The following is a 24544-nucleotide window of genomic DNA, read 5'->3' on the forward strand; positions in this document are numbered from 1 at the left end:
GTCCTTAAGCGAACGCTTAGGCGGTTGGTGATTGTTCCAGACGTACGACGACGGACTTGCTCGCGGGGGTGTTGCTGGTGTCCGCGGTGGCGTCGAGGGGGACCAGGACGTTGGTCTCCGGGTAGTACGCGGCGGCGCAGCCGCGCGCGGTCGGGTAGTGCACCACGCGGAAGCCGGGCGCACGCCGCTCGACGCCGTCCTTCCACTCGCTCACGAGGTCGGTGTACGCGCCGTCGGCGAGGCCCAGTTCGCGGGCGTCGTCCGGGTTGACGAGGACGACGCGGCGGCCGCCCCTGATGCCCCGGTAGCGGTCGTCGAGGCCGTAGATCGTGGTGTTGTACTGGTCGTGCGAGCGCAGCGTCTGAAGCAGGAGCCGGCCCTCGGGGAGCCGGGGATACTCGACGGGCGCCGCGGTGAAGTTGGCCTTGCCGGTCGGGGTGTTGAAGCGGCGCTCGTCGCGCGGACCGTGCGGGAGGGTGAAGCCGCCGGGGCGGGCGACGCGCGCGTTGAAGTCCTCGAAGCCGGGGACGACGCGGGAGATGCGGTCGCGGATCGTGCCGTAGTCCTTCTCGAACTCTTCCCAGGGTGTGCGCGACGCGGGGCCCAGGACCGCCCGCGCCAGCCGGGCGACGATCGCCGGCTCGGACAGCAGGTGCGGGCTCGCGGGGGCGAGGTTGCCGCGCGAGGCGTGCACCATGCCCATGGAGTCCTCGACGGTGACGAACTGCTTGCCTCCCGCCTGTACGTCCTTGTCGGTGCGCCCGAGGGTGGGCAGGATCAGCGCGCGGGCGCCGGTGACGGCGTGCGAGCGGTTCAGCTTCGTCGACACGTGAACGGTCAGCCGGGCCCGGCGCATCGCGGCTTCCGTGACGTCCGTGTCGGGGGTCGCGCCGACGAAGTTGCCGCCCATGGCGAAGAAGACCTTGGCCTCGCCGTCGCGCAGCGCCTGGATGGACCGTACGACGTCGAATCCATGGTGGCGGGGAGAGGTGATCCCGAATTCCTTGTCGAGGGCGTCGAGGAAGGCGGGGGCGGGGCGCTCGAAGGTGCCCATGGTGCGGTCGCCCTGCACGTTGGAGTGGCCGCGCACGGGGCACACGCCGGCGCCGGGGCGGCCGATGTTGCCGCGCAGCAGCAGGAAGTTGACGACTTCGCGGATGGTCGGCACCGCGTGCTTGTGCTGGGTCAGGCCCATGGCCCAGCAGACGATCGTGCGCTTCGAGGCCAGGACCATGGCGAGCGCCTGCTCGATCTTCGCGCGCTCCAGGCCGGTCGCGGCGAGGGTCTCGTCCCAGTCGGCGTCGCGCGCCGCCGCGGCGAAGTCCTCGTACCCGTGGGTGTGTTCCCGTACGAACGCTTCGTCGACGGCGCCTTCGGTCTCCACGATCAGCCTGTTCAGCAGCCGGAAGAGGGCCTGGTCGCCGCCGAGGCGGATCTGGAGGAAGAGGTCGGTGAGGGCGGCGCCCTTGATCATGCCCTGGGGGGTCTGCGGGTTCTTGAAGCGTTCGAGTCCGGCTTCGGGCAGCGGGTTCACTGAGATGATCTTCGCTCCGGCGGCCTTGGCCTTCTCCAGGGCGGTGAGCATCCGCGGGTGGTTGGTGCCCGGGTTCTGTCCCGCGACGATGATCAGGTCGGCCCGGTGCAGGTCTTCGAGGGAGACGCTTCCCTTGCCGATGCCGATGGTCTCCACCAGGGCCGAGCCCGACGATTCGTGGCACATGTTGGAGCAGTCCGGCAGGTTGTTCGTGCCGAACTCGCGGGCGAAGAGCTGGAGCAGGAACGCCGCCTCGTTGCTGGTGCGGCCCGAGGTGTAGAAGACGGCCTCGTCGGGGGAACCGAGCGCCTTGAGCTCCTCCGCGATGATCTCGAACGCCCGCTCCCAGGTCACCGCGTCGTACCGCTCCGCGCCCTCCGCCAGGTACATCGGCTGGGTGATGCGGCCCTGCTGGCCGAGCCAGTACCCGCTGCGGGTGGCGAGGTCGGCGACGGGGTGAGCGGCGAAGAAGTCGGGGCTGACGCGGCGCAGCGTCGCCTCCTCGGCGACGGCCTTCGCGCCGTTCTCGCAGAATTCCGCTTTGTGCCGCTTGTCCTCCTCGGGCCAGGCGCAGCCGGGACAGTCGAAGCCGTCCTTCTGGTTGACCTTGAGGAGCGTCTGCGCGGTGCGGCGCACGCCCATCTGCTGTTGGGCCATCTTCAGCGTGTGCCCGATGGCGGGGAGCCCTGCCGCGGCGTGCTGGGGGGCCGCGACCTGCGGCGCGTCCTGGACCGGGTCACCTGCGGGCGGCTTGGCAGCCATGGCGCTCCCCTTTGAGCGTGCGGTTCTGTTACGTACATCTCCGATCCTGTCACGCTGCGCCGACAGTGCGAGGGCACGGGCCCGCATTGTCAGTGGTGCGGCCTAGGATCGGGTGCGTGTCAGAGACAGCATCGAAGAAGACCGCAGAAAACCGTCCCCGCCTGCTCCTCATGGACGGGCACTCCCTGGCGTACCGAGCGTTCTTCGCGCTGCCCGCGGAGAATTTCACCACCGCGAGCGGCCAGCCGACGAATGCCATCTACGGCTTCGCGTCGATGCTGGCGAACACGCTGCGCGACGAGGCGCCCACGCATTTCGCGGTGGCCTTCGACGTGTCGCGCAAGACGTGGCGCTCGGCCGACTTCCCGGAGTACAAGGCGAACCGCTCGAAGACCCCCGACGAGTTCAAGGGGCAGGTCGAGCTGATCGGCGAGCTGCTGGACACCATGAACGCGGAGCGTTTCGCGGTGGACGGCTTCGAGGCCGACGACGTCATCGCGACCCTCGCCACCCAGGCCGAGGCGGCCGGCTTCGACGTGCTGATCGTCACCGGCGACCGGGACTCCTTCCAGCTGGTCTCCGACCACGTCACCGTGCTCTACCCGACCAAGGGCGTCTCCGAGCTGACCCGGTTCACCCCCCAGAAGGTCGCGGAGAAATACGGGCTGACCCCTTCGCAGTACCCCGACTTCGCCGCACTGCGCGGCGACCCGTCGGACAACCTGCCGGGCATCCCGGGCGTCGGTGAGAAGACCGCCACGAAGTGGATCAACCAGTTCGGCTCGTTCTCGGAGCTGGTCGAGCGCGCCGACGAGATCAAGGGCAAGGTCGGGCAGGCCCTGCGCGACCACCTGGAGTCGGTCAAGCTCAACCGCCACCTCACCGAGCTCGTGCGGGACGTGGAGCTGCCCAAGACCGTGGCCGACCTGGAGCGCGCGCCGTACGACCGGGCCGCGCTGAAGGGGTTCCTGGAGGTCCTGGAGATCCGCAACCCGAGCCTGCGGGAGCGGCTGCTCGCCGTCGACCCGGGCGCGGAGGAGGAAGAGGCTCCCGCGCCGGACGTCGGCGTACAGCTGGACGGCACGGTGCTGGGCGCCGGCGAGCTGGCGGCCTGGCTGGAGCAGCACGGCGGGCAGCCGCTCGGCGTCTCCACCGTGGCGACCTGGGCCCTGGGCGTCGGCAATGTCAGCGAGGTCGCGCTGGCGGCCGCCGACGGCAAGGCGGCGTGGTTCGACACGACCCAGCTCGACGAGTCCGACGAGCGGGCCTTCGCCGCCTGGCTCGCCGACCCGGCCCGGCCGAAGGTCATGCACAACGCCAAGGACGCGCTGCGGGTCTTCCCCGAGCACGGCTGGCGCATCGAGGGCATCACGATGGACACCGCCCTCGCCGCCTACCTCGTCAAGCCCGGCCGCCGTTCCTTCGCACTGGACGCCCTGTCGGTCGAGTACCTCCACCGCGAGCTGGCTCCGGCCGCCGCCGACGGCCAGCTCTCCTTCGGCTCCGAGGAGGACGAGCAGGCCGAGGCCGACGCCCTGATGGCGCAGGCCCGCGCGGTCCTCGACCTCGGCGACGCGTTCGGTGTGAGGCTCCAGGAGGTGGGCGCGACCGAGCTGCTGCACGAGGTGGAGCTGCCCACGTCCGTGCTGCTGGCCCGGCTGGAGCGGTACGGCATCTCGGCCGACCGCGCCCATCTGGAGGCGATGGAGCAGCAGTTCGCCGGCGCGGTGCAGCAGGCCGTGAAGGAGGCGCACGCGTCGGTGGGGCACGAGTTCAACCTCGGCTCGCCCAAGCAGCTCCAGGAGGTCTTCTTCGGTGAGCTGAACCTCCCCAAGACGAAGAAGACCAAGACCGGTTACACCACGGACGCGGACGCGCTGGCCTGGCTGGCCGCGCAGACCGAGCACGAACTGCCGGTGATCATGCTGCGCCACCGTGAGCAGGCCCGCCTGCGGTCCACGGTCGAGGGGCTGATCAAGACGATCGCCGGCGACGGGCGGATCCACACCACCTTCAGCCAGACGGTCGCGGCCACCGGCCGGCTCTCCTCCACCGATCCGAACCTCCAGAACGTGCCGGTGCGTACGGACGAGGGCCGGGCCATCCGGCGCGGTTTCGTCGTCGGCGAGGGCTTCGAGTCGCTGATGACGGCGGACTACAGCCAGATCGAGCTGCGCGTGATGGCGCACCTGTCGGAGGACGAGGGCCTCATCGAGGCGTTCACCTCGGGCGAGGACCTGCACACCACCGTCGCCTCCCAGGTCTTCGGCGTGGAGCGGTCCGCGGTCGACGCGGAGATGCGGCGCAAGATCAAGGCCATGTCGTACGGGCTGGCGTACGGCCTGTCCGCCTTCGGCCTGTCGCAGCAGCTGAACATCGACGCGGGTGAGGCCCGGGTCCTGATGGACACGTACTTCGAGCGGTTCGGCGGGGTCCGCGACTACCTGCGCCGCGCCGTCGACGAGGCCCGCGCCACCGGGTACACGGCGACGATGCTCGGCCGCCGCCGCTACCTCCCGGACCTCAACAGCGACAACCGGCAGCGCCGCGAGGCAGCCGAGCGGATGGCGCTGAACGCCCCGATCCAGGGCACGGCCGCCGACATCGTGAAGGTCGCCATGCTGAACGTCGACCGGGCTCTTACGCAGGCCGGTCTGAAGACCCGGATGCTGCTCCAGGTGCACGACGAAATCGTCCTCGAACTGGCCCCGGGGGAGCGCGAGCAGGTGGAGGAGATCGTCCGCCGCGAGATGGCCGGTGCCGTCAGCCTGCGCGCCCCGCTCGATGTGTCGGTGGGTGTGGGGACGGACTGGGAGTCCGCCGCCCACTGATCCCCGCGCCCGCTCCCGGGGGGGCGTCCTCAGCCGCCGGACCGGCCGCGCTGTCCCGCCCGTACGGGCAGGCCGCGCCCGTCCGGCGGCCGGGTGGTGCCGTCCGGTGCTTGAGGACCACTGCCGTCCGGTGGCCGAGGGCCACTGCCGTCCGGGGACTGAGGGCGGCCGGCCGGCGACCGGAGGTCGTCGGCCGTGGCGGCGGAGTCCCGGTGCTCGGCGCGGCGCGGCCACAGCCGCACCGCCAGGGCGTACAGGACAAGCCCTACCGCGAGCCCGGCCCCGGCGCCGAAGCACGCGGTCGGGACGAAGTCGAGCGGCTTCAGTGGCACGGTCTGCGCGGCGTACCAGCGGACGCACCGGTGTACGACACCGGCGAGTACGCACAGCGCGAGCAGCCCCCAGGCCGCCCACCTGCCGCGCGCGTCCAGCAGCGGTACGCAAACGGGGGCGGGCCCGTCCGGACGGCGCCGCAGCGCCGACACGGTGAACCACACGATCACCACGAGGGCCACCGCCGAGCCGCCGTACTGCGCGTACAGGTACATCGGGAAGCCCGCGACGATCTCGCTGAGCACCGGGAGCACCTTCATGCCCCACCGGTCGAGATGCGTGAAGCTGTCCCAGAAGACGTGCGTGCAGCTGCCGATGGCGGCCGAGAGGAAGAACCTCCAGGCCAGGGCCGGCAGTTGCGTACCGCTCCAGTCCTCGCCCCGTACGAAGCCGTGGAAGCGGGCCTGCCGGCGCCGCGGCACGAGCGCCACCAGAGGTTCGCGCATCAGCAGCCACAGACCCACGAGCGCCGCCGTGATGAGCACATCGACCGTGACCAGGCCCGGCAGGGAGTGCGTGACGTCCCCGAAGCTCATCGCTGCCGGTGCGGCGGTGGCCGCGAAGTAGGTCATGTCGGGCGCGAACGACCCTGCGACGAGCGCCGACGCGAGCAACGGCCCGCGTCCGGTACCGTCGCGTCGAATGCCCGGCAGCACCGCTGCCGCATGGCTCAGTGTGAACGGCAAAAATCCCCCTCGGACCGCTTCTGTTCAATGACGATCAGTATGCCGCCCGTGGTTCCGAGTTGAATTTCCGTGAACAACCGGCAATAAGACGACAGCGGCCGGTGTCACGCCGCCCGGAGTTGTCGTAGTGTCGCCTGAGTCTCGCGCTGGGGAGCGCGGTCAGCCGTTGACGGGAGGGGCCAGACGATATGGCAGCGCAATTCGGTCGCAGGCTGCGCAAGGGTGCTACAGCCACCACGGTGGCAGCGCTCGTAGTGGCAGCGCTCTCCGCCTCCGAGGCACCGGGCAGTACGTCCCTGCGCGCCGACGAGAGAGCAGCGGAGGCGACCGAACCGCCCGGCACGCCGGTGACGGGCAACTCGCCGTACTTCACGGACCTTCCGCCGCTGAACACACCCAACAAGCCGGGCACTTCGATCGATCTCCCCGTGGTGACCGGCCCGGCCGAAGCGGGCATACCCGCCACGGTCCTCGCCGCGTACAAGCGGGCGGAAGAGAACATCAGGGACACCCAGCCCGGCTGCCGCCTCCCCTGGCAACTGCTGGCCGCCATCGGCAAGGTCGAGTCGGGCCAGGCGCGCGGCGGCCGGGTCGACGCCAGTGGCACGACGCTGACGCCGATCCTCGGCCCGCAGCTCAACGGGGTCGGCTTCGCCAACATCTCCGACACCGACAACGGCGCGTACGACGGTGACCCGACGCACGACCGCGCGGTCGGCCCGATGCAGTTCATCCCCTCCACCTGGGCGACCTGGGGCCAGGACGGCAACGCCGACGGCCGGAAGAACCCGAACAACATCTACGACGCCGCGCTCGCCGCCGGACGCTACCTCTGCGCCCACGACCGCGACCTCTCCGCCCAGGGCGACCTCGACCAGGCGATCCTCGGCTACAACCGCTCGCGGGAGTACCTGCGTACGGTCATGTCGTGGTTCGACTACTACCGGCGCGACAACCATGAGGTGCCGGACGGCACAGGAGTCCTGCCGGGCAGCGGCGTACCCGACAGCCACGTCGGCGGTGCCGGAAACGGGAACGGCGGCACCAACGGCACCGGCAACGGCAACGGCCGTCCCGGTACCCGGGGTCCGACGACACCGCCTGCGAAGCCGGACAGGCCCGGCAGTGGCAAGCCGGGCGGCGGCGCCACCAAGCCCCCGAAGACGCCGCCGGTCAAGCCGCCCACCACGCCCCCGGTCACCACGCCTCCGCCCACCACGCCACCGTCCCCGCGTCCCCCGGCCCAGGCGCCTGTCGCCACTCTGGAACGGCTCGGCAGCCAGAGCGTGAGCGCCACCGAGGGGGAGAAGTTCACCGAGCGGCTGCGGGTACGGGCCAAGACCTCCGCGGGCAAGGTGGTCCCGGGCGCCAAGGTCCAGTTCCAGATCGTCGGCGACACGGGTGCGCGTTTCGCGGACAGTGAGACCCGCATCGTCGTCACCACCGGTTTCGACGGCATCGCGACCGCCCCGGTGCTCAGCGCGGGCGACCGCCCCGGCCGGTTCGTGGTCCACGCCAAGGCGCTCGGCGCCACGGCCCCCGCCGTCGCCTTCGCCGGTACGGTCAAGGCCGAACCGGCGCCCGCGCCGCGCTCCGACGCCCTGGCCCGCACCACCGACAAGGAGCTCAAGGCCGAGACCGGCGCCGCCTTCTCCGACACGGTCGAGATCAAGGCGACGTACAAGGGCAACGCGGCGGCAGGTGTCGGCGTGACCGCCACGATGGTCACGGACGACGCCGACCATCCCGTCCCCAACGACAAGGGCCCGTACTTCAAGGACGCCGACGGCGAGCCGGTCCGTACGCTGACCGCTCTCAAGACCGACGCCAACGGCCTTCTGAAGCTGCCCGTGATCCGCACGGACGGCAACGCGGGAACGTACAAGCTGCGTCTGACGACAGCCGACGGCGTGGTCCTCACGATCGCACTGACCGTCACCGCGGCCACCACCGCACCGACGACCGACCCGTCCACGCCGGCACCCTCGTCCCCCACCCCCACCCCCACCACCTGACCACCGCTCCTCCCCGATCCGCCGCCGCTGCCCCGCCCGGAACCGAACGCGTTCCGGGCGGGGCAGCGGCATGTGCGGCCGCATGTGCAGCCGCGTATCGGTACGACGTGTTCTCATCTCACGGCCGCGTTGCTACGGTGCCCCCGCCGATTCGTCTGACGCCGTATCAGATCCCTGGAGGCCGAGCATGCGTGCTCTCGTCGCCGCCGTTGTCGGGCTGGCCGCCGCCCTCGCGCTCGTCCTCACGGTCACGGCCGTCGGCAGCCCGCCGGGGGAGACGTCGCCCAAGCCCCTGCTGACGACCGTTCCCGGGCCGAAGAAGTAGAGGGGCTCCCGTCGTGCGCCGCAAAGCCAGCCTCGTCCTGCTCGCCTTCGCGGTCTTCTTCGCCGCCCTGTCCCCGCTGCTGCGCTGGTACGCCTTCCCCCGCCTCGCCAAGATCCCGGCCGGTCAGTACCAGGAGATGGTGCTGGAGGCGAAGCCCGCGACGCTCCTCGAGTACGGCTCCATGAAGGCGAAGAAGGTCGAGAAGGTCACCATCGTCCAGACCCTCAAGGGCAACGTCGAGGAATCCGAGAAGATCGAGCGGAGCGCCGGGCGCGACGTGGTCGTCTGGGACTCGCTCTCGTACGTCCAGGGCCCCGACGGCAAAATGGTCTCGGCCATACCCGAGCGCTACATCTTCGACGCGCACACCCAGGCCCCCGTGCACGCCACCGGAGAGATGGTCGACGGGGACCGGGTCAGGCGTGAGGGCATCGAGTTCAAGTGGCCCTTCCTCACCGAGAAGCGCGACTACGCGTACTTCGACGCCCAGACCCGCACTTCCGCGCCGATCCACTACAAGGGCGAACGGACGTTCCGCGGAATGGACGTCTACTACTTCGAGCAGACCATCCCCTGGACCAAGGTCAGGTACCCGAAGAAGATGCCGATGCCGGGGATCGACGCGACGAAGCTGGAGGAACAGACCGGTACGACGCGCTGGTACACGACGAAGCGGATGTTCTGGGTCGACCCCGTTACGGGCGCTCCCGTGAACGGCGAGGAGATCCACCGGGAAGAGCTGCGCGGCGGCAGCCTGCTGGGCGGCCGTGACAAGGTCACCGCTTTCGCCGGTCACGTGAAGATGCGCGAGGACTACATCGATTCCACCGTGGAGCTGGTCAGCGCGAACCGCGTCGCGGTGCTCATGCTCACGTCGTACCTCCCGTGGGGCTTCCTGTTCCTCGGAGCGGCCCTGTTGGCGCTCGCCCTCTACCTGGAGGCGCGCGGTCGCGGGCCGAGGGACCCGGCTGGCGGAGAAGCCCTCCGGCCCGAGCCGGTCGGCGTCTGAACGCAGCGAACCGCCAACTGCGTTCAGCCGCGCCCGAGAAGCCCCTGCGTTCAGCCGCGCGCGAACCGCACTCTGCGTTCAGCCGCGTCCGGACCGCCCCTGCGTTCAGCCGCGTCCGAGACGCGCCTTGGTGTACTTCGTCGGGACGGCTGCCGCCGGGTCCTCCGGCCACGGGTGCTTCGGATAGCGGCCCCGCAGCTCCGTCCGCACCGCGCGGTACCCGTCCCGCCAGAAGGACGCCAGATCGGCGGTGACCGCCGCGGGACGCCCCGCCGGGGACAGCAGGTGCACCAGCACCGGCACTCCGGCCACGCGCGGCGTCTCGGCCAGCCCGAACATCTCCTGGAGCTTCACCGCCAGTACGGGCTGCTCCCCGCCGTACTCCACCCGCACACGCGACCCGCTCGGCACCGCGATCCGCTCCGGAGCCAGCTCGTCCAGGCGCGCGGCGTCGCCGGTCGCCCACGGCAGCAGCCGGTTCAGCGCCTGGCCCGCCTCGATCCGGCCGAGGTCGGCCCTGCGGCGCGCCCGGGACAGCTCCGGCTCCAGCCACTCGTTGGCGCGCTCCGTCAGCGCCGCGTCGGACACGTCCGGCCACGGCGCACCGAGCACCCTGTGCAGGAACGCGAGGCGCTCCCGCAGGGCCTGGGCGTCGCGCGTCCAGCGCAGCAGCCCGAGACCCTCGCGCCGCAGTCCGTCGAGCAGCGCTTCCCGTACACGTTCCATGTCCGGCTTCTTGAGCGCCCGTACGGTCAGCTCCACCGCACCGAGGCGCCGCACGTGCCGCGCCACGACGTCCCCGTCCTCCCAGCGCACCTCCTCGCAGGACACCAGCAGGTGCTCGGCGGCCAGCTTCGCGGTGTCCTCGTCGATGACGGCCGCGAGGCGCACCCGCGCGGAGGCGGCGTGCACGGGGCGGTCGGCGACGGCGACCGCCAGCCACGGCGCACTGCGCAGCCGCGACCCGTCGCCGAGCTCGGCCCCGGTCCCGGACGCCATGAGGAAGGCCCCTTCGCCCCGCGCCCTGGCGACCCGCTCGGGAAACGCCAGGGCGGCCACGAGGCCGGCGACGGCGTCGTCGCCGCCTGCCGCACCGGCTTCACCGCCGCCGGCGCCGTTCGCGGCCGGTCCCTCGCTCCTGACCGCGGCGGTACCCGCGTGTGCGACCGGCGCGTGCACGGCTGCCTCGTGGGCGGTCCCGGCGGCGCGGACGGCGGTCCGGCCGCCCCGCGGCTCCGTGACCGGGCCGCCCGCAGCCGAAGCCAGCCGCCTCGCCTCCTGGCGCCAGCGGGCCCCGTACCCGTCGTTCCCGCGCCGGGCCGCCCGCCAGGCCCCGGCCAGGTCGTCGCCGTACTCCCTCGGGGGTTCCTCGCTGAGCAGCGCGACGACCTCCGCCGCACGCCGTACGCCGACCTCCCGCGCGCCGTCCACAAGCGCCCGCGCGAGCCGGGGATGCAGGCCGAGCCGGGCCATCCGTACGCCCCTGTTGGTGGCCCGGCCCGCATCGTCGACGGCCCCGATCGCGGCCAGGACCGTACGGGCCGCCGCCATCGCGCCGCCGGGCGGCGGATCCAGCAGCGCCAGACCGCTCGCGTCGGGGTCGCCCCAGCACGCCGCCTGGAGGGCGAACGCCGTCAGGTCCGCGACCTTGATCTCGGGTGAGGGGAAACGCGGCAGCCGTACGTCGTCGGCCTGGTCCCAGCACCGGTACACGGTGCCGGGAGCCTCCCGGCCGGCCCGCCCCGCGCGCTGCCGTGAAGCCGCCTGCGAGGCCCGCACGGTCGTGAGCGCGCTCAGTCCCCGCGCGTGGTCCGTACGGGGCTCACGCGCCAGCCCGGCGTCCACCACGACCCGTACACCAGGCACGGTCAGACTCGACTCGGCCACCGAGGTCGCCAGCACGACCCTGCGCGTGCCGGCGGAGCCGGCCAGTACCGCGTCCTGCACGGCGGCCGGTGCCCGGCCGTGCACCTGGAGCACCTCGGCGCCCACCCCCGACAGCTGTCCCGCCACCCGAGCGATCTCGCCCACGCCGGGCAGGAAGCACAGCACATCTCCCTCCCGCTCGGCGAGAGCTCTGCGCACCACCGCCGCCACATGCGTCAGCAGCGCCGGATCGACCCGCATGCCGTGCGGTGGCCGCACCGGACGGGCCGGCGGCGCCCAGACGGCCTCGACGGGGTATGAGACACCCTCGGCCTCCACCACGGGCGCACCGCCCAGCAGCCGCGCCCAGCCCTGCGCGTCCGTCGTGGCCGACGCGGCGAGGAGCCGCAGCTCCGGGCGCAGGGTGGCCCGTACGTCGAGGAGGAAGGCGGCGACGGTGTCCGCGTCCAGATGCCGCTCATGACACTCGTCCAGGACGACCACATCGACCCCGCCGAGCTCCTGGTCCCGCTGGAGGCGCTGGAGGAGCACACCGGTGGTCACGACCTCCACCACCGTGTCGCGCCCCACCACGCGCTCCCCGCGCACGGTGAAGCCCACGCGCCCCCCGGTGCTCTCGCCCAGGAGCCACGCCATGCGCCGTGCGGCGGCGCGGGCGGCGATCCGGCGCGGCTCCGCCACGACGACCCTCCGTACGGGCCGCCCCGTGTCGAGCAGCCCGGCCAGCACCAGCGGAACGAGCGTCGTCTTGCCCGTCCCCGGCGGCGCGCACAGCACCGCTGTCCCGTGCGCGTCCAGGGCACGTTCCAGGGCGGGCACTGCGGTGCGTACGGGAAGCTGCCCGAGGGCGTCGGTGCGGATCACGCCCCTAGTCTCGTACGCAGACGAAAATCGCCGTTCCCGGGATCAGATTCCCGCGCAACGGGGACCAGCCGCCCCACTCCTGCGTGTTCCAGGAGGGCCATTCCGGCTCGACGAGGTCGACCAGACGAAAGCCGCCCGCCACCACGTCGCGTACCCGGTCGCCGATCGTTCTGTGGTGCTCCACGTAGACCGCGTTCCCGCGCTCGTCCTGCTCGACGTACGGGGTGCGGTCGAAGTAGGAGGCGGCGACGGACAGGCCCTCGGGGCCGGGCTCGTCGGGGAAGGCCCACCGGACGGGATGCGTGACGGAGAAGACCCACCGCCCGCCGGGCCGCAGGACACGCCGTACCTCGCGGAAGACCTCCACCGGATCGGCGACGAAGGGGACGGCCCCGTACGCCGAGCACGCGAGGTTGAAGGACGCGTCCCGGAACGGCAGCGTTCCGGCGTCCGCCTGCACCAGGGCCACGCCCGGATCACCGCCGCCGATCCGCAGGGCGTGCTGGAGCTGTCGGTGGGAGAGGTCCAGGGCCACCGGGCGGGCGCCCTGTGCGGCGAGCCAGCGTGAGCACTGCGCGGCGCCCGCGCCGATCTCCAGAACGTCGAGTCCCTTCAGGGACTCCGCCGGACCGAGCAGGCGGGCCTCCGCCTCGTCGAGCCCCTCCGGGCCCCACACGAAACGGTCGTCACCCAGGAACGCTCCGTGCTCGCTCTGGTACTCATCCGCGTTCCGGTCCCACCAGCCCCGGCTCGCCCGGCTGCTCTCCGCCTCGCCGGCCTCGCGCCGGGTCGCCTCGCCCTCGTCCCCGCCGGACCCGTCCTCCGGGACGTAGGTGTCGAGTGCCTCGAAGGCGTCTTCGGGGCCGCTGGTGTATTCGCTCTGGCTCATTGCGCCCGTCTGTCTCGTCTGCATAGGCTCCGCTCGAACCTGTAGCTGCGGAGTGCGGTGCGGCCGTTGTGGCCTCGCCAAACATTGATTGTGCCGGGTATGGGGCGTTCCGCCCCGGGTGTGCGCCTTCGCGCATTGACCCTGCCCGGCTGCCCCCGTATGCTACAAGTTGCGCTGCGAGCCTGCGCACCTCAGACAGAGCAGGCTGCGCTTGCACCGGTTGTATGTCCCCTCGGTTGTCGAGGCGTTTCCGTTGTCCGGAATCGCGCCTCCTAGGCTGCCCGGCGTCAGCAGGTGCCGATACGGGCTCCCGGCGTAGCAGTACCTACGACTTACTGTCCGTACCGGAGCCCTTACCCACATGACGAGCAGCACCGAGACCACCGCTTCCACCACCCCGCAGGTAGCGGTCAACGACATCGGTAACGAGGAAGCCTTCCTCGCCGCGATCGACGAGACGATCAAGTACTTCAACGACGGCGACATCGTCGACGGCGTCATCGTGAAGGTCGACCGGGACGAGGTCCTGCTCGACATCGGTTACAAGACCGAAGGCGTCATCCCCTCCCGCGAGCTTTCGATCAAGCACGACGTCGACCCCAATGAGGTCGTCAAGGTCGGCGACGAGATCGAAGCCCTTGTTCTCCAGAAGGAGGACAAGGAAGGTCGCCTCATCCTGTCCAAGAAGCGCGCACAGTACGAGCGCGCCTGGGGCACGATCGAGAAGATCAAGGAAGAGGACGGGATCGTCACCGGCACCGTCATCGAGGTCGTCAAGGGTGGTCTCATCCTCGACATCGGCCTCCGTGGCTTCCTGCCGGCCTCCCTCGTCGAGATGCGGCGTGTCCGCGACCTCCAGCCCTACGTGGGCAAGGAGCTCGAGGCCAAGATCATCGAGCTGGACAAGAACCGCAACAACGTGGTCCTGTCCCGCCGTGCCTGGCTCGAGCAGACCCAGAGCGAGGTCCGTCAGACCTTCCTCACGACCCTCCAGAAGGGCCAGGTCCGCTCCGGCGTCGTTTCCTCGATCGTCAACTTCGGTGCGTTCGTGGACCTGGGTGGCGTCGACGGTCTCGTGCACGTCTCTGAGCTCTCCTGGAAGCACATCGACCACCCCTCCGAGGTTGTCGAGGTCGGCCAGGAAGTCACCGTCGAGGTCCTCGACGTCGACATGGACCGCGAGCGCGTCTCGCTGTCGCTCAAGGCGACGCAGGAAGACCCGTGGCAGCAGTTCGCCCGTACGCACCAGATCGGGCAGGTTGTTCCCGGTAAGGTCACGAAGCTCGTTCCGTTCGGTGCGTTCGTGCGCGTCGACGAGGGCATCGAGGGTCTGGTCCACATCTCCGAGCTGGCCGAGCGCCACGTGGAGATCCCGGAGCAGGTCGTCCAGGTCAACGACGAGATCTTCGTCAAGGTCATCGACATCGACCTCGAGCGTCGCCGCATCAGCCTCTCGCTGAAGCAGGCCAACGAGTCGTTCGGCTCCGACCCGGCCTCGGTCGAGTTCGACCCGACCCTCTACGGCATGGCCGCGTCGTACGACGACCAGGGCAACTACATCTACCCCGAGGGCTTCGACCCCGAGACCAACGACTGGCTCGAGGGCTTCGAGACGCAGCGTGAGGCCTGGGAGACGCAGTACGCCGAGGCGCAGCAGCGCTTCGAGCAGCACCAGGCCCAGGTCATCAAGTCCCGCGAGGCCGACGAGGCCGCCGCTGCCGAGGGTGCTGCTGCCCCGGCCGCCGGCGCCCCGGCTGCCTCCGGCGGCAGCGGTGGCGGCTCCTACTCCTCGGAGTCGGCGGACAACTCCGGCGCCCTGGCGTCGGACGAGGCCCTGGCGGCGCTCCGCGAGAAGCTGGCGGGCGGCCAGAGCTGACGCTCCGGTCCTGGTCGGTAACTGGCTGAAAGCCTGAAAGTAAGGCCCGCTCCCCATGGGGGAGCGGGCCTTACTCATGTCCGCTCCGGAACGCTTCCGGGGAACGGCCGCGAAGGCCGCCCGAGAAGGGGCGCGGCGCGGGAATGCCCACGCACCACGACACGTTCTTCCGTACGAACACGAGGAGGAGCGGTAATCGTGCTTGATCCGCAGGATTTGTATGAGTGGGAGCCGAAGGGCCTCGCCGTCGTCGACATGGCGCTTGCGCAGGAATCGGCCGGACTGGTCATGCTCTATCACTTCGACGGGTACATCGACGCGGGTGAGGCCGGCGAGCAGATCGTCGGGAAGCTGCTGGACACACTGCCCCACCAGGTCGTGGCCCGTTTCGACCACGACAGGCTGGTGGACTACCGCGCCCGCCGCCCCCTCCTGACGTTCCGGCGCGACAGGTGGGCCGAGTACGAGGCACCCGAGATCGACGTCCGGCTCGTCCAGGACGCGACCGGAGCGCCCTTCCTGCTGCTCTCGGGACCCGAGCCGGACGTGGAGTGGGAACGGTTCGCCCTCGCCGTACAGCAGATCGTCGAGCGGCTCGGTGTGCGCCTCTCGGTGAACTTCCACGGCATCCCGATGGGCGTCCCGCACACCCGCCCCGTCGGCCTCACCCCGCACGGCAACCGCACCGACCTCATGCCCGGTCACCGCAGCCCGTTCGACGAGGCGCAGGTGCCCGGCAGCGCGGAGTCGCTCATCGAGTTCCGCCTGGAGGAATCGGGGCACGACGTCCTCGGCGTCGCGGCGCACGTGCCGCACTACGTCGCGCGTTCGTCGTACCCCGACGCCGCGCTGACGGCCCTGGAGGCGATCACGGCGGCGACCGGACTGGTGCTGCCGGCCGTCGCGCATTCGCTGCGTACGGAGGCCAGGCGCACCCAGGACGAGATCGACCGGCAGGTGGGGGAGGGCGACGAGGAGCTCGTCTCGCTCGTACAGGGCCTGGAGCACCAGTACGACGCGGTGGCGGGAGCGGTGACGCGGGGCAACCTGGTCGCCGAACCCGTCGATCTGCCGTCGGCCGACGAGATCGGCCTCGAATTCGAACGCTTTCTCGCGGAGCGGGAGGGCGACGTCTAGGCCCCTCCAGGCCCCTCGTCTAGGCTTCCGCGCATGCTGAAAGTGGGCCTGACCGGCGGAATCGGTGCCGGCAAGAGCGAAGTGTCGCGGCTGCTCGTCTCGTACGGAGCCGTACTGATCGACGCCGACAAGATCGCGAGGGAGGTCGTCGAGCCCGGAACTCCGGGGCTCGCGGCCGTCGTCGAGGCGTTCGGGGACGACATCCTCACGGCGGACGGGACCCTTGACCGCCCGAAGCTCGGCTCGATCGTCTTCGCGGACGCCTCCCGTCTCGCGGTGCTGAACGCGATCGTCCACCCGCTGGTGGGCGCGCGGTCGGCGGAGCTGGAGGGCGGGGCCGGAACGGACGCCGTCGTCATCCACGACGTACCCCTGCTCGCCGAGAACGGACTCGCGCCCCTGTACGACCTGGTGGTCGTGGTGGACGCGTCACCGGGCACCCAGCTGGACCGGCTGGTGCGGCTGCGCGGCATGACCGAGGACGAGGCGCGCGCCAGGATGGCCGCGCAGGCGAGCCGGGAGCAGCGGCTGGCGATCGCGGATCTGGTGATCGACAACGACGGCCCGCTGGAGGCCCTTGAGCCGCAGGTGCGCAAGGTCTGGGCGGAACTCACGGAGCGGGCCGGCAGGTCCGGGCGGTAGCGAACCGGCGGGCGGTCGCGGCGGTCCAGGGGCCGTGGGCGACGTCCGGCGCTCCGGGCGTCGCCCAAGGTTTCCCCGGAATACGGCATGGTGCCGGGGCTGTTGGAAAGAATGAGGCGAGCGGAAGGAAGCCGGTGTGCCCGAAAGCAGCCCGGAGACCCACATCATCGACTACCGCGCGGCGGAGCACCTGCTGGCCGCACGCAATCCACGCGGAGCCGTGAAGCTCTTGGACTCGGTCATCGCGGCCCATCCGGAGAACACGGCGGCCCGTCTGCTGAGGGCGCGCGCCTTCTTCGCGTCCGCCCAACTGCGCTCGGCGGAGCTCGAATTCCAGCTCGTTCTGGAGCGGGAGCCGGACAACGCGTTCGCTCATTTCGCCCTGGCCCGGACGTACGAGCGTGCCTTGCGCGCTGACCGGGCGAAACGGCACTTCAGGCTGGCGGCGGCGCTCGACCCGAAGCCCGAGTATCTGGCGGCGGCGCAATTCGACGCGGACGAGTGACCCGGGGGCGACACCCCGGAGGGACGGCCGGACAGGTCTGCGGACACAGGCCCAGATCTGCGGACACCGGTCCACAGACACAGGTCCACGGAGGTCCGCAGAGGTCCACGGACACAGGTCTACGGACGCGGCGGATCGTACGGCGGGACGTCGCGGCCGGGCTGGTAGTGCGGGCCCTGACGCATGTGCCGTACGACCATCACCAGGTCGGCGGTGACGACGAGGGCGAGGCAGCCGCAGGCGATGGCCCAGCCGGTGCGGCCGGTGGAGGCGAAGGCGAACGCTCCGCCGACGGTCCAGAGCAGGCCCCAAAGGCTCAGCCACAGCCGCAGCCGCAGGGGACTGCGCGCGGTCCTGGGTTCACTCCCCGTACGCATGATCATGATGAATCGCCCTCTTCCCGTAGGACGTGTACCCGCCCGGGCAGGAAGTCGCTCATGATCCGGCCATGAGTTCCGAGGCGCGGCGCGTTCTTGTCCGTGCAAGCACAAGGCCCACGGCTTCCCGGGCCGTAGCGAGTGCGTAGCCCAAGCTGGTCGGCCACGCGTCGGCGTCGGAGAGCTTCGACAAGACCGGCTTCGGAGACATGGTTCATGCGTAGGCCGCCGCCTCCCCTGCGCCGGGCCATGATCCAGGACCGGTGTCAGACCCCGACCGTAGACTCGCACGTGGACAGGAACACAAGGCCACGAACGCCACGTGTGCCACGAGTACGCCACGGACGACGAGCGGGGACGGGGGGAGTGATGACGTATACGGGACGTCGCGCCGCGGTTTTTCTGCCCGCCGAGCTGCCGCGCGAAGGCAGGATCGCCCTCTGGGACCCGGACGGCGGGACGCCGCCCGACGCCACCACCGAGATCACGGTCGTACGCCGGCACGGCACCGATGGCGCCCCCGTACGCGGCCACAGCACCAGCGACAGCCCCGTACCCCTTCACACGGTGCCCGCCGTCCTCCTTTCTCTCTCCGACGCGCTGCCCCTGCTGGCCCGAGCCCGTCACGACCCCGCCGCGCACCCAGCCACCCGCTGCTGGGGCGCGGCCGCGCTGCACGCCCTGCACCTCGCCGCGCGGGGCCGGCTGCTGCCCGGACTCACCACCGGGGACCACGACGCCTGGCGGGCCGGGCCGCTCGACGCCGACGACATCGCGCAGGTACGGGCCATCGCCGCGGCCATGCCCCCCGAGGCCCACGCCGTCCCGCTGCCCGGCCGTACGCCCCTCCAGCTCCCCGCCCCCGAGGCCCTGGTGAAGGCGTTCCTCGACGCGGTCGTGGACACCCTGCCCCGGACGCCTTCGGCGGCCTACGCCGTCGGCGCGCCCTTCGCGGCACGCGCCGCGCAGCACCTCCCCGGCCTGCGGGAGTGGGCGGCGGAGGTAGCGGCGGGAATGGACGCGGGGGTGCGCGTATCGCTGCGCCTCGACCTGTCCCAGTTCGAGCTCTTCGACAGCGCGGCGAACGAGACGCCGCACGAAGAAGCACACGTCGAAGGGAAGGACGGCAGCGGGCACGACGGAAGCGAGTACGGCGGCAGCCGGTACGAAGACAGCGTGAGCGGCGACAGCGAGAACGCCGGAGCCGAACGCCGGGCGGGCACCGCCCTGGTCCAGGTCCACAGCCTGGCCGACCCGACGCACGTCATCGACGCGGCCGCCCTGTGGTCGGGCGGCGGCAGGGAGGGCTTCGGTCCGCGCGCCCGCATCGACGCGGTGCTGGCGCTGCGTCGCGCGGCCCGTGTGTGGGCGCCGCTCGGCCGCCTCCTCGAGCGCCCGGTTCCTGACGTACTGGCTCTGTCGGAGGACGAGTTGTACGAGCTGCTGGGCCCGGCGTCGGCCAGGCTCGGCGCGGCGGGCGTAGCGGTCCACTGGCCCAGGGAGCTGGCCCGTACCCTCACGGCGACCGCGGTCGTCCGCCCCGCGCCCGGATCGGCGACCGACGGCACATCCTTCTTCGACGCCCAGGAGCTGTTCGCCTTCAGCTGGCAGCTGGCGGTCGGGGGCGAGCCGCTCAGCGAGGCGGACATGGACGCCCTCGCCGAGGCGCACCGCCCGATCGTCCGGCTCCGGGACCAGTGGGTCGTGGTCGACCCGGCGCTCGTGCGCAAGGCACGCAAGCGTGAGCTGGGACTGTTGCAGCCGGTGGACGCACTGGCGGCAGCTCTCACGGGCAGCGCGGAGGTCGACGGCGAGCAGGTCGAGGCGGTCCCCGTAGGCGCCCTGGCCGCCCTGCGCGACCGGCTCACGAACGGCCCCGGCACGTCGACGGCGGTCGCCCAGCCGCCCGGTCTCGACGCCACCCTGCGCGACTACCAGTTGCGCGGGCTCGCCTGGCTGGACCAGATGACCTCCCTCGGCCTCGGCGGCTGCCTGGCCGACGACATGGGCCTCGGCAAGACGATCACCGTCATCGCCCTCCACCTCCGCCGCGCCCGGAGAGCGCCCACGCTCGTCGTCTGTCCCGCGTCCCTCCTCGGCAACTGGCAGCGGGAGATCAAGCGCTTCGCGCCGGGCGTCCCCGTACGACGCTTCCACCGCACGGCCCGCACGCTCGAAACCGCCGGGGAACCCGACGGCGGCTTCGTCCTGACGACGTACGGCACGATGCGTACGAGCGCGCCCGAACTGGCCGCCCACACCTGGGGGATGGTCGTCGCCGACGAGGCACAGCACGTCAAGAACCCGTACTCCTCCACGGCCAAGGCGCTGCGCACCATCCCCGCCCCCGCGCGCATCGCCCTGACCGGCACCCCGGTGGAGAACAACCTCTCCGAACTGTGGGCCCTGCTCGACTGGACGACGCCGGGCCTGCTCGGTCCGCTCAAGTCCTTCCGCGCCCGCCACGCCCGCCTGGTCGAGAGCGGCGAGGACGACGAGGCGTCCGAGCGCCTCGCTCGGCTCGTACGCCCCTTCCTCCTGCGCCGCAAGAAGTCCGACCCGGGCATCGTGCCGGAGCTGCCGCCCAAGACGGAGACCGACCACCCCGTCTCGCTCACCCGCGAACAGGCATCCCTCTACGAGGCGTCGGTACGGGAATCGATGGCGGCCATCGAGGTGTCGGAGGGCATCGCGCGCCGAGGTCTCGTCATGAAGCTCCTCTCCTCCCTCAAGCAGATCTGCAACCACCCGGCGCAGTATCTGAAGGAGGACACGCGCCGGCTCAGGGGCCGTTCCGGCAAGCTGGAGCTCCTCGACGAGCTTCTCGACACGATCCTGTCCGAGGGCGGCTCGGTCCTGATCTTCACGCAGTACGTGACCATGGCCCGCCTGCTCGCCGACCACCTCACGGCCCGCGCGGTCCCCTCCCAGCTCCTGCACGGGGGAACGCCCGTGGCCCGGCGCGAGGAGATGGTGGACCGCTTCCAGTCCGGAGAGGTCCCCGTCTTCCTGCTCTCCCTGAAGGCGGCCGGCACCGGCCTGAACCTCACCCGGGCCGCCCACGTCATCCACTACGACCGCTGGTGGAACCCGGCGGTCGAGGACCAGGCGACCGACCGGGCGTACCGCATCGGCCAGACGCAGCCGGTGCAGGTGCACCGGCTCGTCGCGGAGGGCACAGTCGAGGACCGTATCGCCGAACTGATCGCGTCCAAAAGGGCGTTGGCGGACGCCGTCCTCGGCGGCGGAGAAGCGGCTCTGACGGAACTGACCGACCGTGAACTGGCCGATCTGGTCTCGCTGCGGAGGCCGTCATGAGTGCGAACAGCGCCGGCAGCTGGTGGGGCAACGCCTGGGTCGAGGCCCTGGAAGCCCTCTCGCTCGACCCCGCCCGCCTGGCCCGCGGCCATGCGTACGCCGGCGAGGGCAACGTCGGCGCGATCAGTGTGACGCCGGGGCGGATCATCACGTACGTACGGGGCAGCCGCCCCCGCCCGTACCGTACGGAGATCCGCCTGCGCACGCTCTCCGACGACGACTGGGACCGTTTCCTCGCCATGGCCGCGGCCGATCCGGCGCACATGGCGGCCCTGCTCGACAAGGACATGCCGCACTCCCTGGTGGATTCGGCGGCCGAGGTGGGCGTGGACCTGCTGCCGGCCCCCGGCGACCTGGTCCCGTCCTGCTCATGCCCGGACCGCGGCCACCCGTGCAAGCACGCGGCGGCGGTCTGCTACGAGACCGCACGCCTCCTGGACGCGGACCCCTTCGTCCTGCTCCTCATGCGCGGGCGGGCCGAGCGTGAGCTCCTCGACGAGCTGGCCCGCCGCAACGCGGCCCACTCCGCCCGCGAGAAGCCCGCACCCCCGCCCTTCCCGGGCGTACCGGCAGCAGCGGCCCTGACCCCGCGTACGCTGCCACCGCTCCCGGGCCCGCTGCCCGTACCCCCGCACCCGGGCCACGCGTCCGGCGCGTACCCCGGCACGCGGGGCGCTCCGGACCCCCTGTCCCTGGATCTCCTCGTCACGGACGCGGCGGCCCGCGCCCACACGCTCCTCACCACCGGCACCGACCCGACAGCGGCGCTCACCCCCTGGCAGGACGCGGTCCGGCTGGCCGCCGCCCAGCCCGGCTCCGGCCTGACCGCCTCGACCCGCAAGCTGTACGCCACCCTGGCCGCGGCCCACGACCGCAGCCCCACCGATCTCGCCCGCGCGGTGGCCGCCTGGCAGCAGGGGGGCCTGACCGGCCTGTCCGTACTCGAAACCCCGTGGGACCCACCAGCAGGCCCCTTCGACCGTGCCCGCCCGGCCCTGGCCGCCGCCGACCTCCCCCGCCTGCGGCCCCACCGCAACCGCCTCAGCGACGCGGAACGCGGCATCCAGCTCCGCCTCGGCCGGGACGACCGCTGGTACCCCTACGAATCCGACCCCGGCACGGACGACTGGTGGCCCACGGGCGCCCCGGACCCGGACCCGGTGGGCGCACTGACCGAACTGCTCGACACCTGACGCCCGCGCCCGCGAGGTGATCCAGCCCGCCCGCGACCCTCGTCCGCGGACCGTCGTGCCGTGGCCCGTGCGCGCGGTCCCGGCGCCAGTCTTCGGCCGTCATGACCGTGCGGGCCACTCAGGCCGGTGCCCCCTCCGGCGACCGGCGGCCGGCCCATGCCTCCAAGTGCACGATCACACTGGAGTAGAAGCGGTCCACCGCGTCGTCGACACTGCGGATGAATCCGGACTCGGCGTTGCCCCGCGTGCTGCCCACGCTCTTGGAGAGGGACAGCCGGAAACCGGAAATCTGTCCGGCATTCCTCGGGACGAGATCCCCGGGTTCCGGCCGCAGCTTCTCCAGTGTGCCGCGCGGGCCTGCCCCCTGACCGTCAAGCAGGGTTTGCACGTGCAGGTCGGCCGGTGCTTCCACGAGCTGCTTCAGCAGACGCTTGACTCTGCTGAGCGGATAGACCTGATCGGGAGCCGCGACGTCGATGGAGGTGCGCAGCTTGCCGAGCCGGAGGTCCGCGGTGACAGCCAGCACTCCGGCCGCTCCGTCGATGCGGATTTCGGCGTGCAGCCGCCCGTCCTCGCAGAAGCGCTCCGCGAGCGCGGTGCGCCGGGACTGCGGATCCGTTCCCCGCCTGGCGCGCTGGACCGGCATGACCTTCTCACCGAGCTCACCTCCCAGCCTCAGGCAGACCTGCCGGATGAGCCGTTCCCAGCTCTCGACGACGAGCACGGCGCGCTGGTCGCCCGGGCAGAGGGTCTCCTGGTCGATGCCGTTGCGTACCGGTACCCAGGCAGGCCCCATGTTCTGGAAGCCGTGGCAACCGGAGTTCTCGTGCTGGAGGTACTGGAGCAGTTCCTGGAGCATCCAGGCACGGATCTCGTTCCGTACGCCTTCGTGGCGGATCAGCATCTGAGCCTGATGGGTTACCTCGGCCCAGGACAGGTGCCACAGGGCCACCTTGTGCTTTCGCCGGCCGTCGACCTTGACGAGGACGAGAGGGCTGCCTTCGAGTGCCACATCGTTGGAGAGGGTGATCACGGCTTCGTACCCGCGTCGGGCAGCGATGTCCATGTAGTCCTGGACCTGCTGGGCCTTGAGCGGATTCCCGTTGGTCTTGGTCTCCACCAGTGCCGTCCAGAGCTTGCCCGCGCGCTCGATGCGGATGATGCCGTCCGGTCGCCTGGGGCTGTCGCCGTTCGGCAGCGTGACTTCCGTGAACGTCTCGATGTGGCCGGACGGCGCCCCGAAACCGGCGGTGAGGCGCCGGCCGAACTCCGGCACATGAGCCATGACGGACAGCAGGATGGAGGTCGCCCGGATCTCACGCTCCCTGTCGTTCTTGAGGGAGGAAGCGGGGAACAGCCGCGCGCTTCGCCAGGAGTCGTTCTCCGCCAGTGACTTCCGGGGCGCCTTGGGGAGCGTCACCTTCTTCCTGGCGGTACGCAGCCGGCGCCCGGCCGCAGCGGTGGCAGGGCCGGCTTCAGCCGTGGCGATCACCGGAACGTCGGCGGCCGGAGCGTCCACGACGGGCCCTGCCGGCCTCGGCGCCGGGACACCGGCCGAGGCCGGCGGCGCCGCACCGGAGACGTCTTCCCGCTCCTTCTTGCCCTCCGGCTCCGCCTGCGGGGCCTCCGCGTCCTGCTCGTCGTCATCGTCGATCTCGATGCCGTAGTCGGTGGCCAGCCCGGCCAGCCCTGTCTCGTAACCCTGTCCGACGGCCCGGAATTTCCACTCGTCGTTGCGCCGGTACATCTCCCCGAACACGAACGCGCTCTCCACGCTCGCCCCGGAGATCGAGAAGCCGAGGAGCCGCTCGCCGCCGGCGTCGGTCAGCGTGATGCGGAGGTTCTCCAACTGGCCGAAGGCGGCGCGCTGATGGCGACTGGCCGCGACCACGGCCCGCTCGACGTCGGAGGGTAAGGCGGTGAGGTCCAGCTGGATGCGGTCCTCGTTACCGTTGCCGGTCGGCGTCTGACCGAGGAGCTGCACGCTGCCGTTGGCCGCGGCGGGGTTGTTGTAGAAGAAGAAGTCGGCATTGCTGCGCACCTTTCCGTCCGCACCCAGCAGCAGTACGGAGACGTCGGCGTCCCCGTCCCCGTTGGGGCTGCTCCATTCCAGGCTGATGGTGACGGATCCGGTGTTCTCGCTGAGCGTTGCCAGAGCGACGTTGGCACCCTTGGTCATCTCGTGCACGTGCAGCCCCCCAGGCGGTGCAAGGGCTGCACGGCGGAGCCTGGGCAGCCCTCCCTCAACGCTTCCGGGGATGCCCACGGAAGCGGAATGAGAGCGTATCGGCCAACCGTGTTCCTATAGCATATGTCTGCACGAACTGTCTCGACCAGGAGGTGCCGGGGGCACACACGTTC

The 24544-nt window shown here is 71.3% G+C and carries 16 protein-coding genes; 10 read left to right on the forward strand and 6 right to left on the reverse strand.

All coding sequences use genetic code 11. The features are described from left to right. Nucleotides 1–16 precede the first annotated feature (16 nt). Nucleotides 17–2296: an FdhF/YdeP family oxidoreductase gene (locus AS594_RS25800; protein ID WP_069935413.1), complete on the reverse strand. Its 2280-nt coding sequence runs from the start codon at nt 2294–2296 to the stop codon at nt 17–19. 116 nt (nt 2297–2412) lie between these two features. Here AS594_RS25800 and polA point away from each other — a divergent pair, with 116 nt between their 5' ends. After that, the gene (gene polA, locus AS594_RS25805) at nt 2413–5127 is read left to right on the forward strand and encodes a DNA polymerase I (RefSeq protein WP_079148752.1); all 2715 of its coding nucleotides are present in this window, start codon (nt 2413–2415) and stop codon (nt 5125–5127) included. 29 nt (nt 5128–5156) lie between these two features. On the opposite strand, the gene AS594_RS25810 is transcribed toward polA, so the two are convergent. Continuing rightward, nucleotides 5157–6146: a DUF4184 family protein gene (locus AS594_RS25810; RefSeq protein ID WP_069935415.1), complete on the reverse strand. Its 990-nt coding sequence runs from the start codon at nt 6144–6146 to the stop codon at nt 5157–5159. Nucleotides 6147–6334: 188 nt separating this feature from the next. Here AS594_RS25810 and AS594_RS25815 point away from each other — a divergent pair, with 188 nt between their 5' ends. From AS594_RS25815 to pgfA, 3 genes are all read left to right on the forward strand, one after another. Continuing rightward, complete coding sequence (locus tag AS594_RS25815; protein ID WP_069935416.1) at nt 6335–8161, forward strand: lytic transglycosylase domain-containing protein; 1827 nt, start codon at nt 6335–6337, stop codon at nt 8159–8161. A gap of 187 nt (nt 8162–8348) precedes the next feature. Continuing rightward, nucleotides 8349–8486 carry an SPW_0924 family protein gene (locus AS594_RS43075; RefSeq protein ID WP_107357885.1) on the forward strand — a complete coding sequence of 46 codons (138 nt, stop codon included), beginning with the start codon at nt 8349–8351 and terminating at the stop codon, nt 8484–8486. A gap of 13 nt (nt 8487–8499) precedes the next feature. Next, nucleotides 8500–9495, forward strand: a complete 996-nt coding sequence (gene pgfA, locus AS594_RS25820; RefSeq protein ID WP_069935417.1) for a cell envelope lipid trafficking protein PgfA — start codon at nt 8500–8502, stop codon at nt 9493–9495. A 105-nt stretch (nt 9496–9600) separates the two neighbouring features. Here the strand turns inward: pgfA and hrpB are convergent, their stop codons facing one another. Together hrpB and AS594_RS25830 are read right to left on the reverse strand one after the other, a co-directional pair. Then, on the reverse strand, nt 9601–12246 hold the full coding sequence (gene hrpB, locus AS594_RS25825; protein WP_069935418.1) for an ATP-dependent helicase HrpB: 2646 nt from the start codon (nt 12244–12246) through the stop codon (nt 9601–9603). Between the two features lie 4 nt (nt 12247–12250). Beyond that, nucleotides 12251–13135: a class I SAM-dependent methyltransferase gene (locus tag AS594_RS25830; RefSeq protein ID WP_069935419.1), complete on the reverse strand. Its 885-nt coding sequence runs from the start codon at nt 13133–13135 to the stop codon at nt 12251–12253. A 361-nt stretch (nt 13136–13496) separates the two neighbouring features. Here AS594_RS25830 and rpsA point away from each other — a divergent pair, with 361 nt between their 5' ends. The 4 genes from rpsA to AS594_RS25850 all read left to right on the forward strand — a co-directional run bounded on the left by rpsA (nt 13497) and on the right by AS594_RS25850 (nt 17295). Continuing rightward, on the forward strand, nt 13497–15011 hold the full coding sequence (rpsA, locus tag AS594_RS25835; protein WP_028813944.1) for a 30S ribosomal protein S1: 1515 nt from the start codon (nt 13497–13499) through the stop codon (nt 15009–15011). Nucleotides 15012–15266: 255 nt separating this feature from the next. Next, nucleotides 15267–16148, forward strand: coding sequence for a PAC2 family protein (locus tag AS594_RS25840; RefSeq protein WP_420877901.1), 882 nt, complete (start codon nt 15267–15269; stop codon nt 16146–16148). Between the two features lie 33 nt (nt 16149–16181). Then, nucleotides 16182–16790, forward strand: coding sequence for a dephospho-CoA kinase (gene coaE, locus AS594_RS25845; RefSeq protein WP_069935420.1), 609 nt, complete (start codon nt 16182–16184; stop codon nt 16788–16790). 136 nt (nt 16791–16926) lie between these two features. Further along, complete coding sequence (locus AS594_RS25850; protein ID WP_069935421.1) at nt 16927–17295, forward strand: tetratricopeptide repeat protein; 369 nt, start codon at nt 16927–16929, stop codon at nt 17293–17295. Nucleotides 17296–17414: 119 nt separating this feature from the next. Here the strand turns inward: AS594_RS25850 and AS594_RS25855 are convergent, their stop codons facing one another. Next, nucleotides 17415–17672 carry a DUF6343 family protein gene (locus AS594_RS25855; RefSeq protein WP_069935986.1) on the reverse strand — a complete coding sequence of 86 codons (258 nt, stop codon included), beginning with the start codon at nt 17670–17672 and terminating at the stop codon, nt 17415–17417. A gap of 369 nt (nt 17673–18041) precedes the next feature. On the opposite strand from AS594_RS25855, the gene AS594_RS25860 reads away from it, so the two are divergent. Then, nucleotides 18042–20990 carry an SNF2-related protein gene (locus tag AS594_RS25860; RefSeq protein ID WP_069935422.1) on the forward strand — a complete coding sequence of 983 codons (2949 nt, stop codon included), beginning with the start codon at nt 18042–18044 and terminating at the stop codon, nt 20988–20990. Then, nucleotides 20987–22183, forward strand: a complete 1197-nt coding sequence (locus AS594_RS25865; protein WP_069935423.1) for an SWIM zinc finger family protein — start codon at nt 20987–20989, stop codon at nt 22181–22183. The genes AS594_RS25860 and AS594_RS25865 overlap by 4 nt, the downstream gene beginning before the upstream one ends. 118 nt (nt 22184–22301) lie before the next feature. Here AS594_RS25865 and AS594_RS25870 read toward each other — a convergent pair whose 3' ends face one another. After that, nucleotides 22302–24362, reverse strand: a complete 2061-nt coding sequence (locus AS594_RS25870; protein ID WP_069929262.1) for a TerD family protein — start codon at nt 24360–24362, stop codon at nt 22302–22304. Nucleotides 24363–24544: the final 182 nt, after the last annotated feature.

This window comes from Streptomyces agglomeratus (assembly GCF_001746415.1).
GTDB lineage: Bacteria > Actinomycetota > Actinomycetes > Streptomycetales > Streptomycetaceae > Streptomyces > Streptomyces agglomeratus.